Raw genomic sequence first — 17,025 nt, 5'->3', positions numbered from 1 at the left:
TCTTATTTCACATCATAACCCGCCGGGTTTTGTTTGTGCCAACGCCAAGCATCTTCAATAATTGTATGAATATCTGTTCGCTCAGGATGCCATCCCAGTTTCTGCTTTGCCTTTTCTGACGATGCGATCAGCACCGCCGGATCCCCTGCACGTCTCGGTTTTCGATTTGACGGAATCGGGTGTCCTGTAACAGTTCTCGCAACGCTGACGATTTCTTTTACAGAAAAGCCATCACCGCTGCCGAGATTGAAGTAATCGCTCTCGCCGCCATCTCTTAAATAACGTAATGCGGCAATATGCGCTTCAATTAGATCAACCACATGGATATAATCCCGAATACAAGTCCCGTCTTTCGTTGGATAATCGTCACCATAAATATCAATGGCTGTACGTTTCCCGAGCGGCACTTGTAAAACAAGCGGGATCAGGTGTGTCTCAATCGTATGTGCTTCACCGATTTCCCCTGTCGGCAATGCACCTGCAACATTAAAATACCGAAGCGAAACATATTTGATACCATAGGCGGCGTCTGCCCATTTAAACATCTTCTCCATCATTAGCTTTGATTCACCATACGGATTCGTCGGCAGGTTTTCCGCAGTTTCAATAATCGGAACATTTACCGGTTCACCGTAGACAGCTGCCGTAGATGAAAAGACAATGGCTTTTACATCATGTACCTTCATAACTTTTAAAAGTACCATCGCACCGTGAGCATTGTTCTCAAAATATTTTAGTGGATTCGCCATCGATTCTCCAACCAGCGAGCTGGCACAAAAGTGGAGTACTACATCAATCTTATATTTATCAAATACAGCGCTGAGCGCTGCTTCGTCACGGATATCGATAGGGTAGAAAATGGCGCGTTCATCTACTGCCGCACGATGACCTGTAACGAGATTATCTACGACGACCACTTCTTCTCCCTGATCTAAAATCATTCTGACTGCATGGCTACCAATATAACCGGCACCACCTAATATTAGAATCATTTCTTTACCTCCATGTAAATTTATCATCTGTTTGCCATTTATGGCAAATCCTTATTGTTTCCTATACCCATCATAGCGCTAAATCAAATAAAAAACAATAATTTTAGTAAATTATTGTTTTTGCAAAACTCTATTTAGTAAATTTTTACTTCATTTCCGTCAAAAATTGCCAATATTTTTTTGGCATATGCTGTCTCTGTAGAGGAAGGTTGCGTCGCGCTTCAATGGCAATATGTTTTACATAGTCCTTCCATAGAGATTGAAATGCGACTTCATCACGTGCGTATTGAAGGCTTTCGAAGCTATTTAACGGTGCCAGATGATACTGCGTTTTATCGTAAAAAGCACCGATACCGCGTTTCGTATCGTGAATCACCCACACTTGATCGGCTAATCGTTCTTCAAAGTGCTGTGCCAAGATGCTGATAACATTTTGCGTCGGTTCAAAGGGCGCATAATAAATGCCGTTTTCCAACTTCACAAACCGTAAGAGCCCTAAAAGCAAATGCGATTCTCGACTGACTTTATTTGCCATTTGCGTCAGCAATCGTATATCTTCAACACCCAAGGCGTCAAAAGCTTGATGCCCAATCTTATACGCCTGCTTAAGGCTTCGAAACAGCAGTGTTCCATATGAATCATCCTCTGCTAAATAAGCATAATAGACGTACTTAAACCCCTCGTGTCCAAACGATTCATAGATGCTGCTTGCAACGCGATGCGCATTTTCACGTTCGGTTTCGACATTTAAAGTCAATTCAAAAAAAGACTGCTGGTATACAGATGCTTCGTATAGTTTACCTTCGTCGATCTTGGCCTTTGCATGAAACATTTTATAGATTCCAGACAGAATACCTTCGAAACTGCCGTCATGTAAGTAAACCACGAATTGTCGCCTCACTTTCATCAAATACTTCCGGATGTGTCTGATAGAGCGTTAGCTGTTCCGGTTTTGGCGGTTCAAGGAGTTTCTGCCTCAAGTATACCGGTTCAACATCGCCGTCACCACAGTATTTTCCATTACAGGTAATAAAATATTTCGCACGCTTCAGAACAACGCCAATCCCCTTCAAATCATCATAAGCGAGCGCTGAAAATCGTCTCGCATTGACAATCCGTCTCGCAGACGTCACCCCAATTCCCGGAATTCGAAGTAAGGCTCCATAGGAAACGCGATTAACTTCCATTGGGAAATACGCCATGTGGTTAAGTGCCCATTGGCATTTGGGATCGAGGAGCAAATCGAGCTGCGGCTGATCTGGTGTTAAAATTTCATCCGCTTTAAAACCATAAAATCGCAGCAGCCAGTCTGCTTGATAAATCCTGTGCTCTCTATTCAGCGGCGGTCGTCCTCGCTCAACCACAGCCGGATGCGTACTGCCGGGGACAAAAGCAGAGTAGTAAACGCGCTTCAAAGCCAACCGACGATACATTGCCTCTGCGATCTTGATAATATGATAGTCAGTTTCGTCTGTAGCCCCCACAATCATCTGTGTTGACTGCCCTGCTGGAATAAAAGACGGCGTTGACTTCAAGTGTTTTTTCATATCGCGATGCGCAATCATTTGATCGCGCACTTGCTGCATCGGCATAATAATCTGCTTTCGTTCCTTGTCCGGCGCGAGCAGTCTCAACCCCTTGGTCGTCGGCAATTCAAGATTATAACTCATTCTATCGACATATAAACCCGCTTCGTTGATAAGGCTCTCATCAGCACCCGGGATGCCTTTTAGATGAATATAGCCATTAAAGCCTTCGCGCGTTCGCAACTTTTTGACCACTTCAATGAGTTGTTCCATTGTATGATTAGGCGACTTGATAATCCCCGAACTTAAAAATAGCCCCTCTATGTAATTGCGTCGATAGAAATTAATCGTCAGCGAGACCACTTCTTCTGGTGTAAAAGCTGCTCGCTTCACATCATTAGAACTTCGATTAACACAGTAAGCACAATTGTAAATACATTGATTGGTATACAAAATTTTTAGCAGTGAAATACAGCGCCCGTCCTCGCTCCAACTGTGACAAATACCTGCTGCTGCCGTTGACCCCAGCTGCTTGTTGGCATTGCCGCGCTGATGACCGCTTGATGAACAAGAAACGTCATATTTTGCCGCATCCGCTAATATCCTGAGCTTTTCATAAATTTCCATTAGCATTAGCCTCCATGCCAAAGACATTGTAAATCATTTTTCAAGAAAAACAAGAACGTATGTTCTATATTCAGTATACCATATGCACTTCCTTTTGAGAACTAAAATGTCAAAAGCCAGCAGGCAGCCATATCAAAAAAAGATTTGAAACCGCCCTATGGCACCTCAAACCTTTTTTCGTACATATCATAATGCTATTCAAATAGCCAATAACTTTATCACATTAATGAACTGTTGATACCGTTGATGCTAATTATAAAAATAATCGCCTTCAATCAGCTGGTAAAAATCATCCGACTTGCTCGAAAATGGTCTGTTATTGAAAAACAAACACGTCTCAATGTTATTCTCGCCCTCGAGTGCGCGCTTCGCAGCAATCATACTGTTCGCCTTTGGCGTCAGCGTTGGAAAGCTGTCGCGCTTTGATGGCGGAAACTGACCAGACTGAAAAATAACCTCATAGATGGTATTGGGAAAGCGTTCGCTCTTGACGCGGTTTAAAACCACATTGGCAACCGCCATGCGCTTAAACACCGTTGCATCCCCTGTTTCTACGTCTACAATCCTCGCTAGCCACAGCAGATCTTCATCTGTATAACTAGGCACTTTAATCTCAGCCTCATCATACTGGAATGCCGTCGAACTCAGAGCATATGTCAGTGTCTCCGGTGTCCACGTTCCTGAAACACCATACCATCGCATTAAATCGTCAAGTGGAACATAGAGCAGATTATCTTCCATCCGCGTCGGTTGAGAGAGTTCAATACCGTTTTGGTCCATCAAGGCGCTCGCCGTATCAATGCCAAAGCTATAATAATGTTCGCCTATGTTGATAACCGCTAGTTTTGCCACATCCAGCCAGCGTACTGTTGAGCCAAAGTGCGCTCCCATTTCTGAGACACTTGCATAGAGTATGTCGTCTCTCAGAATGATCATATTTTCATTTTCAATCATCTGATCGTTTGTTACCAAAGTCACCTCATTTGCAAACGATGCCGTTAAGCTCATGGTCATAAGCATCATTGCAATAGGTATTGCTTTCCATTTCATATGACCTCCAATTTACTTTGTCTTTCGCAGGCATCCTTTCCATTAAGAACCTTTTGGGAGAGACGCTTATATGGAAAACCTTTCCGCCATGCGCATTTTTCATTCAATTATCACATTATAACAAACTGCATTTTTACAGACAGCAGCAAATGCAACACGCTTTTATTGACCGCAAATACATTTCAAGCAAAAAGAGATTCCAACTATAAAAGAATCTCTTTTTATCATATCATATGTCCTAAAGACATTTTTTTAAAATTATGCGACAATTAAGCGTCATTTTGATGTCGTAAATGGATTAATATTTGAATGATGCAAATTCCTTATTTAAAATAATTGACACCTGATTTGAAGATTTTCAAATCTTTTTCACCATAAATATTTTTGTAAAGATGTTTACCAATACGTTCTGAGTGCCCCATTTTTCCAAGTATGCGCCCATTTGCAGAGGTAATCCCTTCAATGGCCTCAACAGAACCGTTAATGTTAAAATGACCATCATAAGTAGGGCGACCGCTGAGATCGACATACTGTGTTGCAATTTGACCATTTTCCGAAAGACGCCTTACCCACGCATCACTTGCATAAAATCTTCCTTCACCGTGTGAAAATGCCGTTTGAACCACATCACCTACATTGGCTTCATAAAGCCACGGTGAAAGTGTAGATGCAACGCGAACCGGCGTAAGTTTTGCAACGTGACGGCCGATCTTGTTAAATGTCAGCGTCGGCGAATCATCATCAAGGGTTCGAATATCCCCATAAGGCAGCAGGCCGAGTTTAATCAGCGCCTGAAAACCATTGCAGATGCCAATAACAAGGCCATCCCGCTCATATATCAACCTCATGACCGCTTCGGCAACATTGGGATTTCTAAAGACTGATGCAATGAATTTTCCCGAACCCTCCGGTTCGTCGCCGGCACTAAATCCACCCGGCAGGGCTATCATCTGCGCACTGTCGATTAATTTGACCATTTCATCAAGCGAGTCGACAATGGCTTGTTTACTTAAGTTCTTGAAGAGGAACGGCAGTGGCGTCGCGCCCGCTTTTTCAAAGGCGATTTGCGTATCCCACTCACAGTTTGTACCCGGGAATGCCGGTATAAAGACTTTCGGCGATGCCGCTTTAAAACTTGACTTTATAAAAGTCTGATTCACAAAATCATGTGTGCCCGCATGGCCTTCACCTTTGTGAATTTCCGGAAAGATACTTTGCAGCGGTTTTGACCAAGCTGCCAATGCACGATCAATGGGAAGCTGCATTTCGCTCAGTTTAATAACGGGCTCCTGAATGGTTTCCCCGATTTTCAGAAAGTATGCGGCATCAAAATGCGGTACATCTTCTGCCTTTACTTCAAAGACAATGCCGCCATAAGCCGGCTCAAATAAATGCGGCTTTGCACAATCCATCAGTGATAGACCAACCCCGTTGCCAAAGCTCATTTTAGAAACAGCCACGGCAATCCCGCCATAGCCAACGGTATGTGCGGACTGTACACGACCTTTCAGCAATTGCTCATGGTAACATTGATAGGCTGCTTTGATCGATTCAAATGCAGGTACAGCGGCGTGATCGCGACCAGCTTCCAAATAGAGCAGTACATTGCCGGATTGTTTGAGCTCAGGGGTTACAATATCGCCTGCGTTTCCGGCTGCCACGGCAAAGGAGATCAGCGTCGGCGGTACATTGACCGCCTTAAACGTTCCGGACATCGAATCTTTGCCGCCGATCGCCGCTGTTTCAAACTGTGTCTGTACATAAGAAGCCCCTAATAGTGCACTAAAAGGCTTGCCCCATTTTGTCGGGTTCTCACCTAGTTTTTCAAAATATTCCTGTAGTGAAAGTCTAATCTTTTGATAATCTGCACCCGCCGCGACCAATTTGGCAATTGAATCGAGTACGGCATACATGCCGCCGTGGAAAGGCGACCATTTGCCGATTTTAGGATCATAGCCGTAGCTCATCATAGAAACCGTATCTGTCTCTCCATTTAAAAGCGGCAATTTTGCAACCATAACCTGCGCCGGCGTCTGTTGTGTGTTGCCGCCAAACGGCAACAGAACAGTCCCAGCACCAATGGTATTGTCAAAGCGTTCAACAAGTCCCTTTTGAGAACAGCAATTGAGATCAGAAAGCATGTCGAGCCAAATGGTTTCAAGGCGTTCATGCTGCTGTGAAAAGGTATCAAAATAACTGACATCATCGGGTTTCTCAACGATAATGCTCGTCTGACCCTTGACGCCATTGGTATCTAAAAAGGCTCTCGAAAGGTTTAAAATTTCTTCGCCGCGCCATTTCATGATCAGCCGCCCGGTATCCGTTACCTTTGCGACTTCCTTGACTTCAAGGTTCTCATTCGCACAGAAAGATTGAAAACGCTCAACATCCTCCGGTGCAACGACGACCGCCATCCGTTCCTGCGATTCAGAAATCGCAATTTCAGTTCCGTCGAGTCCTTCATACTTTTTCGTTACGGCATCCAAATTGATTTCAAGGCTGTCTGCCAGTTCGCCAATGGCGACTGAAACACCGCCTGCACCAAAGTCATTGCATCGTTTAATCATCCTCGCGAGTTCTGGAATTCTAAATAAACGCTGTATTTTACGCTCAACCGGTGCATTCCCCTTCTGAACTTCCGCGCCGCAGCTCATCAAACTGTCTTCCGTATGCTCTTTGGATGAGCCCGTTGCCCCACCAATGCCGTCACGACCCGTTCTGCCGCCTACCAGCAAAATGATATCACCCGCTGCGGGTACTTCTCTGACGACATTGGCTTTTGGCGCTGCGCCCACCACGGCACCAACTTCCATGCGCTTTGCCACAAAATCCGGATCATAGACTTCTGCAACATGGCCTGTTGCAAGGCCAATTTGATTGCCATAGGCACTAAAACCAGCTGCCGCTTTCTGCGTAATCACTTTTTGCGGCAATTTGCCGTCCAGCGTTTCTTCAAATGGCACCCTTGGATCAGCCGCCCCTGTGACGCGCATGCTTTGGTAAACATAGCTGCGCCCTGAAAGCGGATCGCGAATAGCACCACCGAGGCAAGTCGCCGCCCCGCCGAATGGTTCGATTTCCGTTGGGTGATTATGTGTTTCGTTCTTAAACATCAGGAGCCATGGTTCTTTAACGCCATTGACATCCACATCGATTTCAATACTGCAGGCGTTGATTTCATCGGATACATCTAAATCCTGAAGCCCGCCCTTTGCACGCAGCGCCTTTGTGTTGATGGTTGCCAAATCCATCAGCGACTGCGCTTTTCGACCTTCGATGCCAAGTGATGACCGCATGCTGCAATAAGCATCGTACGCTTTCTGAACCGGTGTCGTATAAAGGCTTTCTTCTATATGAATATCTGTAATTTCGGTTAAAAATGTGGTATGGCGGCAGTGATCCGACCAATACGTATCAATAACTTTGAGTTCTGTCACCGTAGGATTTCGCTTTGCTTCCTCTTTAAAATACTGCTGTACGTGTCCGAGGTCACCAATGGTCATGGCAAACCCCATCTGTTGACGATAAGTTTCAAGTGCATCTGAATCCATCGCCGCAAATCCCTCTACAGTTGCAACCGATGCGGGCACTTCCATTGTCATGCCAACGTGTTCAGGAACTGCCATCGCTACTTCATGTGACTCAACTGGGTTAATGAGGTACTGCTTGATTTTCAAAAAGTCTTCATCAGTCAGCACACCCTCTAAAACAATCATTTTAGAAGCAATGAGTTCCGGTCTAGCTTCAAGGGTTACGAGTTCAATACACTGTGCCGCCGAATCCGCCCTTTGGTCGAACTGTCCGGGCAGCAATGCCATTCTAAAGGCGCGCATATTGGATGCGAGCTCAAGCGATGGTACAATGACATCCACATTTGGCTCTGAGAGCACCGACTGGGTAATTAGCGGCATATTCGCTGTCTCGACATCTTCAATATCATAGCAGTTTATGACGCGTACACGTTCCAGTGCAGGCATGTGCAATGTCGCTTTAATATCATTCAACATGCCGAGTGCCTCTACATTGAACCCGTTTTTCTTCTCAACCATAATTCTCGTAACCATTTTCAGCCTCCTATTGCTCGATTACGTTCTCAACAGCCTCGTCTTTATCAATCGGCTATTTGAGGATCTATTTACGACATGGCAATTCATCACGCTTTCAACTTTTCGCCATTTTTACACGATACCAATCGCCGTCTTCAGAGAATGCGGCGATTGCAGTCACTTCATACCTCATCATAGCACAGTTCTATTCTTAAGTGAAATTAATGTTTATAATGATTTTCATTAGCTGTACTAATACATCTTTGTTCAACGCAAAAGAAAACCCGTGGCACTTGCGTCTAAACAATACACAGAAGAGCCACAGGTTACTATTTATGCGTTTACAGATTATCATTACGGCAGAATAACGACTGCCTTTAAGGTTGGTATCTTTTGAATTGTATGGTGCAGCAGTAAATCGAGGTCTTCCGTCTTAACATAACTCTTGCCGTTTTCCAGATAGAGACCATTGCTCTGAGAAACATGCTGAACCGTATCCCCAGAGGTTAAAACAACAGCACCAACAGTAGAATCCCACGAGACATTATAACCAAGCGCCGTCGCCGCCGCTTTTAACGGCACCCAAGCGACATCATCTTTAAACATCACCGATGCATCCCCAAGGATTTTCTCACCGTTATACCAGAGCGACGCCTCATCAGCTTCAATCGCATTAGCATCGATCTGCTGTTTGAGATAGAGCGTACCTAACTGCATTTCCGACGCACTTGGGTTAACGTTAATTTGTTTAATTTCGTTATTCCAGCGATCCGTAATATAAAGTTTTTCATTTGCATAATCAAGGCTAATCGGTGCATCAAAAGCTGCTTTATCAAGTGTGCCCACCACATTGCCCGGCATCGTATTGCCAGCCAGTGTGACCACTCGATTATCGACCATCAAAACGCGAATTGCATTGTTCCATGTATCTGCAATATAGAGATTGCCGCGGTCATCCATCGTCATACCTTTTGGGAAATTAAACTTAGCCAAACTCGCCAAGCCGTCGACAAATCCCTGTGGTGCATAACCCGCCTCATCAAGTGCGTATACTTTCCCGCCTGCAATAATTGAAGCAGTGCCGTCAACGACTTTTTTAATGCATTGATTACCGCTGTCAACAATATAAAGTGTACCGTCATCATCAAAATACAGATCGCTTGGCTCATTGAGACGGTTAGCATTGTCAGTTGACGTCAGCGCCAATTCGCTGCTTTTGCCATTGGTATCCAATACTTTGATCTTATTGTTCAGCGTATCGGCAACATAGAGTTTGCCGTCACCGCCGATGGCAATTGCAGTTGGTAGATTAAAGCGCGTCGTTCTGCCAAGCCCCACGCTGTCACCTGCTTCACCGGTTCCGGCAAGTGTCGTTACCGTGCCATCCTTAATTTTTCGAATGGCATGATTTTGAGAATCGGCAACATAGATCGTGCCATCCTCTGCCACACAGATATCCCTGGGCTTATTAAATGCCGCGGTCAGCGCATCGCCATCCTTTAACCCACCCAATGGAAAACCAAGGCTGTTCTTGCCTTCATAATACCCGGCAACAACTGTCAGTTTGCCATTTTCGAGTTTTTTAATCATGTTGTTATACGTATCTGCAATGTAAATGACACCATCGTCCATGACCTCTATGCCATATGGCTGATTAAGCCCGTTATAGACATCACTGAGGGCAACGGCTGTTGCATCAAAGCTTCTTGAGACCTCCGCCGCAAAACTGCTTTGAAGCACCAAAACCGTCAACAGTGATAAAAGCAGTATGATTTTTCCTTTTCTTTTCATCCTTTATTCTCCTATGATCGATTTCCGTCGCCATTTTAATCAAGTGGGAATGGAACCCATTCACCCATTTGATAGAGCAATCCCATATCAACGTGCGTTACTGAATAATCTTTATACAAGATCACATTGCCAAATATATCCGTGAAATAATGAATCGGTACGACAATATAATCACTTTCCATGATCAAAGCGCCCCCAAGGTTTATTTCGATGTTAATAGCGATATCATCTGCCGTTTCATTATCCAGCGTCACGGTTGTCAGCGGTTCTATAACACCGCCTGCGAAGCCTACTTCCGTCAGGAAACCATTGCTCGTCAAGCTGGCAACATATGCCTCTGACGCATCGGACATGTAATTTTCTACCGGAATGGTAATTTTATAAACCGACGATGTTGTCATCGGCACCGTCTCAGCTGTATAAACATAGGTTGGTGGTGCCTGAACTGCCATTTCATAGAAATATTCTTCTCTCGTATGAAGCGGGTTGCCTGCGGCATCGTACACGGCTAATTCAGATGGGAAATAACTTTCTAAATACCCGACATCCAGTATTGTCGCCGTCAGTTCTCTTGAAAGTCCATGGATCACTGCATTACTGCCGGAATCAACAAATAGACTGCCGTTTGTATCCGGTGGTACTGCCGTTTCATAATTTAAAGGCACTTCGCTGTCATTGCGTATGCGCATGGCCTCAAAGAGCATTTCAGCCGCAGTACCATAACCTTCCGGCGCTGCCAGCGTCTCGCTGCAAACAATTGTCATCGTATTATACTCAGGCACATCGTCAAAACGCACGTCTGTTCCCAAAATAACCGGCGAAGCGCCATCATCAATGTCATAACTTTTTCCGGCACTTTGAAGCACTGCACCGTTTAACGCCGAAATCCAGCCGTTATTTGAGAAGGCCAGTGATCCCGTGCTGCCTGTATCAGGATCGTATGTCATCCTGTCCAGCGGCACGAGAATCACGTCATCATTCATTTTGTCCAGAGAACCGTCATATTGTCCTGTACCAATGTCTGTTTCCATAATTGTTACGGATTCGATGCCGCTAATCGTCGGTGCATAACCATCGGTATAAATATAACTCATATCGCTTACCGGCAAATTAAATTTGACTTTTAAATAGTCAATGCAGCCATCGCTGTCAAAATCAAGTGTGCTGACATTTATAATGTCAAAACTCGTCGTTTCAGGATCACCCATTTCGATAAGATCTTCACCATCATAGACCATGAAGATCTTCGACTGTGGCGTTTCATTGTATAGATAGACAAAGTTTCTGCCATAGACATCCTGTAGATCAGCAACATTGATACTAATCATATCACCCGGATAAAGCATGCCTGTATCGAGTTCCACGTGTACTGTTGCCGTAACCGTTGATGCTGTATCATTTGAAATTTCACCGGAAAGTAAGACATAGCTTTCTGAAGTATTCGCAGTGACATACTCGCCAATATTGCTTACAAATGTCGCATCCGCCGTATCATAGGACATATACTGATCCATCTTTAGAACAATATCATATGCACTTCCAGTTAACACATTGACGCTCTTAACGCTCTCGATCGTTGGTTTTGCTGTCTCGAGTGTAAAACTGGCAGCGGCCTGCATCCACGTTCCCGTCGTATAAAGTCCAGCCTGGTCCTTTAGCTTTAAGGTATCAGGGTAGTAGATAAGCGCCACACCCATCTTCATTAGGACGTCTACTGTATTAGATGGCAGTCCCTTGATTAAATAGCTATTGCCGTATTTTGACATCTCTGTATCCGCAAGCGCGACTGGATGCGCTGTATCATAGCCAAGTGTCGAATCATCTCCGACGCGCATCACTTCAAATATTGCGCTCGTGGTCATCGCTGCATTTGAGATGGAAAGATCGCAACAGTCATAGGTGTATAACGGTTCAGAGAAGGTCAGCTCAATGCTGTTTTCTTCCGCACTTTTACCGAGAACGACTTTTGTAGACACCAATTGCGGTGCTGAACCATCTGTCATGGCAACACCCGTTTCATCAGAAATTGAAAGGTTACTATCATCTGCCAACGCCGCGAAGAGACCTTCATCTTGAAGATATATTGAACCGGTTGCACCGGTATTGACACCTATATTGGCATTGTCTACCACCAAATAAACGGTATCGTCATTATCAACATCTGCACTATATTCAGTATCTATTTTGAGAGCACCATCGAATAATAGCGTCCCAACTGCACCGTTACTCAAAGCAACTGACTTGTCAGATTTAAAACTAAGATCATTCACTGCTTCGCTAAATGTTAGTGCTAATCGGTCGATCATGCCGTCATAGTTGGTATCCAACGTTTTACTACCAATCAGTTTTAAAGTGCTCGCTGTCGGCAAAGGCGATTCAACAAATGTCGTACCGTCAAACTTGAAATAGATTTGATCTTGTATCGGCATCACACGATGATAAAGCACACCATTTTTAAAAACATCTTTCAGTGCCGATAGATCGATGGCAATGGTATCACCTGCTGTCAGTGTGCCGGTGTCAATTTTTAGTTTTAACGTCGTACTAACATCTGTCTGGTTAAAGTCCTGTAAGTTGTCACAGATCAACGTCCCCGTTCCATGACTTAATTTTAGCGTTGCATAATCACTCAGGGCATTGTAAAACACCTCTTGCGAACTTTGCGTATCCAAGTAATTGCTAAAACTTATTTTTAGATTGTATTCACTGAGTGGTGTGATCGGCGTAACGCTGACACTGTTTAAATAAGTAGGATAAGCCGTCGGCAGTGTTCTTGAAATCTTAAGGCTCAGATAATCCATTTTATTGCCGGCACTGTCCCATGTTGATAAAGCATCTGAACCGTAAACATCCACTTTACCGCTTTCAACCATCGCCGCAATGGCATCAATCCCAAGTCCTTTCGCCGTAAACGTTGTTTTATCCATATTCTCACTAAAAGTTACCGCATTCCATGTTGGATTCATCGACGATGCATAATCTGTCGTCGTCTGTGTGCCGATGCCAACGTAATTTTCAAAAAGGTTTTTCGCCGTAGGCGCATCTGTCCCTATTGCAGTCACAGGTTCTGAAAAAGTCAATTCGACAAAGCTGTCAGCAACACCTTGCCCAAAGCTCACATCAAAGCCCGTGAAGATCGGTGCGACCCCGTCTGAAATAACAAAACCATCGCTATAGCCAGACAACACATCACCATCAATAGAATTAATCATCCCCGCAGCAATATCAAGCATTCCCGATGCATCCGTATTGATACCATCGAGATTGCTCACAGTTAAATAGATGACCTCATCGTCTGTTTCATCACCCAGAACATTGGCAATTGATCCCGTGTCTAGGCTGCCGATTGACTGATTCGTCATACTGATGCGGCTTTCACCTGCATAGCTAATATCTTTGACATCTTTATTAAAGATAAACTTTAAATGATCAATATAACCATCGGCGTTGATATCACATGTTTCGACGCGCTGTAAGGCAAAACTGATTGGCGGTGCTTCTACAAATGTTCCGTCTTGGTAGACAAAGCGAATAGAGGTCTGTGCTTTGTCATCATACGCATAATAGAGCGGTCGGCCATGCATATCCTTTAACCCCGTCAGATCAATGGTAAATGCACTGCCGCTGTAAAGGCCTTCACCGTAAATCGAAAGATCATACGTCAACGATAAAGCCGCACTAGACATGTCTGAATAACGGACATCACTTAAGTAAGGTGCATACATCATATCCCCATCGATGATATCTTCACTTGCTTTGTAATCACTGAGAAGGCTTTGATCAATGAGATCTGAAAGCGTCAGCGTCACATGGTAATAACCGTCTAAATAGGTAATTTTATCGACAGCAACTGATGTTGGCGCCATATCCGCACTCATCGTGTTCACCGTATAAACACCGTCAACGGCCATGTAGTTGCCTAGCGCATCATAAACGGTCAAACCATCTTTTAAATATAAATAGACGCCCCCATTTGCAAGTGCTTCAATCACCGCTGTATTAAGATGAGTGATATCGTAGGCATTGCCCGTTTCCGTTATTGAAGCCACTGTATTGGCATCAAAAGCAATCCCTGTCTCATAAGTGCCATATGATGTCGTCCCAATTGATGCATTTGCAAAGAATGTCTTAGCATCTGTTTTCGTAACCGGTTCGGAAAGCAGTACGACGAGGTGCTTATCTTGTGCATCGCCATCGAGGAAAGCTGAAACGCCAACGATTTGCGGCGGCGCACCGTCCATTACGGCAAATCCATCCGGGTAAGCTTTCAATGCTTTTCCGGATAACGCTTTAATAACAGCATCACCAAAGTAGCACTTATCTGTTAACTGCGTATTATATGTTTCCGTACTTTCATTGACTTTTATGAAGATGACATTATCGTTCGCCGTATCCGCAAAGCTGCCGGACCCCGCTTTATAAAGTGACGCACTGCTAAGCGTTCCAACCGTACCATCTAGGTAAAGCGTTGTGTCAGTCCCACTATAAGACAAATCGTCAACCGCTTCTGTAAATTTAATTTCAAGTAGATCGACAAAGCCATCGGCATCTTCATCTCTCGTCATGATTTTTTCAATTTCTACATAGGCAACTTCATCCGAAGGCGCTTTTGCTTCAAAAGTGCTGTTTTCCCCGAAAATAAGATCAAAAGCATTGTCGTATGAAGTCTCCGACCCAAATCGCAGCGGTGTTCCCGTGAGATCATCCAGCGATTGCAGTGACAATTTTATTTGATCGCCCGTCATTGGCGACAAACCATAGAACGCCAAGTCAAATGACAGCGTTATTGCCGCCGGGTCTTCATCGTTATAAACCATGTTTTCAGGATAACAGCCGCCGTTGACACCGCTTCCGTCAATCCACGATGCTAAATCCATCGCCACAGCCACACTCGAATCGCTGAGATAGTCTGAAAGCGACAGGGTCACATGGTATACCGTTTCTTGGTAAACCGGTGGTGTCGTTTCTTCAAGTGCCAATGCCCCAAAAAATTCTGCACCGTTTTCATATGGCACTTCTACTGCCGAAACGGACTGAATATATGCAGGTGCAGTATCCTGTGTCACTTGATCAATCTGGATGGCGGCATTGCCAATATCGGTTGTATTGCCGCCATCATCCGAGATGATGACACTGTCAAAATAGACCGTATCTGCCGCCATGTTAGCCAGTGCTGATTTGACAGCTTTCGGAAGTGGTTTAATTGTAACGGTATTCTCAACCTGATCGATCGCAGTCTTTGACCAGTCGACTGTTTCAAGTTCTTTAATGCTGTAGGCCCCGCCAGTTGTTAATTGAATGTGCTCTAAAATATCAGGCAATCCCGCTTCATTCAACTTTTCTGACATGGTTATCACCAGCATCGAATCGGATGCATCACCATTTAAATTGGCAACAACTTTTTGAATACGCGGCGCCGCACCATCTGTCACAGTGATTGACTGAGCATTGAGAATCGTACCGTTCAGCGCATCAATCATACCAGCACCATTAATATTCAACGTGTCTGTTGCCGCCGTATTCGCCGTTTCACTCTTTGGATTGAGCGCCAGATAAACAATGTTGTCATCCGCTGTATCCACAACGTCTGTATGCGTCATATCAGCAAGTGTTGAGCCTGCCAGCGTGCCAAGTACATTTGATGAAAGTGCTTTGGCAACCGTGCCGTCAAAGCTTGAATCGTCGACGGCGATATTGAAATAGAGCGCCACGTAATCGACGATGCCATCTTTATCCGCATCAACGGTATTGGCACTATAGAGTCTGACTTGTGTTACCGTCGTGTCGTCGTCTGAACCCGTGCTGGTATTGCCGCCGGACGGTGCATCATCATCCTTGTCATCATCGTAGATAATACCCGATCCGTCAATTGGCGCATCCTCTTCATCATCTTGATCTTGAGCTTCCTGTTGTTTTTGTTTGATGACATCCGGCAATTTATCTGTCAGTTCATCACCGTACTCTTCTGGGTCCTCTTCAATAATTTCAAGGACGAACAAATCGAGATTTTCGACTTTAACATTCTCGACAGCCGCTGATTTTTCAACGACTTCCTGAATATTGATCTCTTCTATTTTCGCACCTTCATTGATTACGCGCTCAATTTCTTCCGCAACGCGCTGCATGAGTTTGGCATTCACTTTTATTTCCTGATTCTGATGAACCATAATCTCGACTTCTTGTCTGCCATCCGCAGGCACTTGAGTCCCGGTACCTTCACCAGTGCCTTCGCCGGTATCTTCACCGGCTCCTTCACCGGTTCCCGGATGCTGAACTTCAGTCTTCATACTGACTGTCCCTTCCAAGACCACCAGCTCAGTCGTCCCGTCATAGTTGTCATCATCATCATTCTTTTCAATGACGTATTTGACCATGAACTTTGTTCCCTTGGCACCCATAACCGCCGTCGGCGTTTCAATTTCAAACGTTTCCGAACTGCCCAGTGGTTTGGTCAGCGATGCCCAGACCTGTCCGGTAAATAGCTTAATATTAGTTGATGTACCGCTCTCTGCATCCTCCATCAGTTCAGACAAACTCATATAGGTCTTCTCACCTACTTTGATGTATTTGTCCTCATCAATTTTTAATGAAATTGATGAATTTTTCCCGGTAATGATACGATCACCATGCTCGAGCGTCATCTCTTCTGTAGGCGTAACCGCCTTTTCACCGCCCGACTTAAGGATCGATACTGTCCCTGTCACTTCAACGACCGTTGCTGTTCTGTATGTAACGGCAAATGCCATCTGCAACGACACTAGGACAATCAATACGCCCAAAGTCAAGAAAACTGCCTTTCGTTTCACGAAACCCCTCCTAACGCTTCAATTTTTAATTTTCTATTATTTACCCCTTATTTCCCATTTTTTTCGTAGTACTATTATACCAAAAAAAACGTCCAAAAGATGCCTGTATTGCGCAATTTAACAGAATTGCGTGAAAAATAACAATCCTGCTCACCCAAATGTCATGTTTTGTAAAAAACACATGAAA

General features: G+C 44.5%; 7 protein-coding genes. All 7 read right to left on the bottom strand.

The window, feature by feature from the left end:
* Positions 1-2: 2 nt before the first annotated feature.
* Positions 3-992, bottom strand: a complete 990-nt coding sequence (gene galE, locus KHM83_RS14025; protein WP_213237655.1) for a UDP-glucose 4-epimerase GalE — start codon at positions 990-992, stop codon at positions 3-5.
* A gap of 145 nt (positions 993-1,137) precedes the next feature.
* Positions 1,138-1,878, bottom strand: a complete 741-nt coding sequence (locus tag KHM83_RS14020; protein WP_213237654.1) for a TIGR03915 family putative DNA repair protein — start codon at positions 1,876-1,878, stop codon at positions 1,138-1,140.
* Positions 1,862-3,145: a putative DNA modification/repair radical SAM protein gene (locus KHM83_RS14015; protein ID WP_213237653.1), complete on the bottom strand. Its 1,284-nt coding sequence runs from the start codon at positions 3,143-3,145 to the stop codon at positions 1,862-1,864. Before KHM83_RS14015 ends, KHM83_RS14020 begins: the two co-directional genes overlap by 17 nt.
* A gap of 249 nt (positions 3,146-3,394) precedes the next feature.
* Complete coding sequence (locus KHM83_RS19765; protein ID WP_246543111.1) at positions 3,395-4,195, bottom strand: cell wall hydrolase; 801 nt, start codon at positions 4,193-4,195, stop codon at positions 3,395-3,397.
* Between the two features lie 323 nt (positions 4,196-4,518).
* On the bottom strand, positions 4,519-8,259 hold the full coding sequence (locus KHM83_RS14005; protein WP_213237652.1) for a phosphoribosylformylglycinamidine synthase: 3,741 nt from the start codon (positions 8,257-8,259) through the stop codon (positions 4,519-4,521).
* A 336-nt stretch (positions 8,260-8,595) separates the two neighbouring features.
* Positions 8,596-10,032, bottom strand: a complete 1,437-nt coding sequence (locus tag KHM83_RS14000; RefSeq protein ID WP_213237651.1) for a stalk domain-containing protein — start codon at positions 10,030-10,032, stop codon at positions 8,596-8,598.
* 35 nt (positions 10,033-10,067) lie between these two features.
* Positions 10,068-16,838, bottom strand: a complete 6,771-nt coding sequence (locus tag KHM83_RS13995) for a FecR family protein (RefSeq protein ID WP_213237650.1) — start codon at positions 16,836-16,838, stop codon at positions 10,068-10,070.
* Between the last annotated feature and the right edge of the window lie 187 nt (positions 16,839-17,025).

The sequence above is a fragment of the Fusibacter paucivorans genome (assembly GCF_018390735.1).
GTDB classification, from domain to species: domain Bacteria; phylum Bacillota; class Clostridia; order Peptostreptococcales; family Acidaminobacteraceae; genus Fusibacter; species Fusibacter paucivorans.
Note: the sequence above shows the minus strand (reverse complement) of the source record. Positions and strands in the feature narration are given on the sequence as shown.

What these genes read in the sequence shown, in the direction of transcription:
- KHM83_RS14015 (WP_213237653.1), bottom strand. Translation starts at nt 3,145, where the DNA reads ATGGAAATTTATGAAAAGCTCAGGATATTAGCGGATGCGGCAAAATAT.
- KHM83_RS19765 (WP_246543111.1), bottom strand. Translation starts at nt 4,195, where the DNA reads ATGAAATGGAAAGCAATACCTATTGCAATGATGCTTATGACCATGAGC.
- galE (WP_213237655.1), bottom strand. Translation starts at nt 992, where the DNA reads ATGATTCTAATATTAGGTGGTGCCGGTTATATTGGTAGCCATGCAGTC.
- KHM83_RS14000 (WP_213237651.1), bottom strand. Translation starts at nt 10,032, where the DNA reads ATGAAAAGAAAAGGAAAAATCATACTGCTTTTATCACTGTTGACGGTT.
- KHM83_RS14005 (WP_213237652.1), bottom strand. Translation starts at nt 8,259, where the DNA reads ATGGTTACGAGAATTATGGTTGAGAAGAAAAACGGGTTCAATGTAGAG.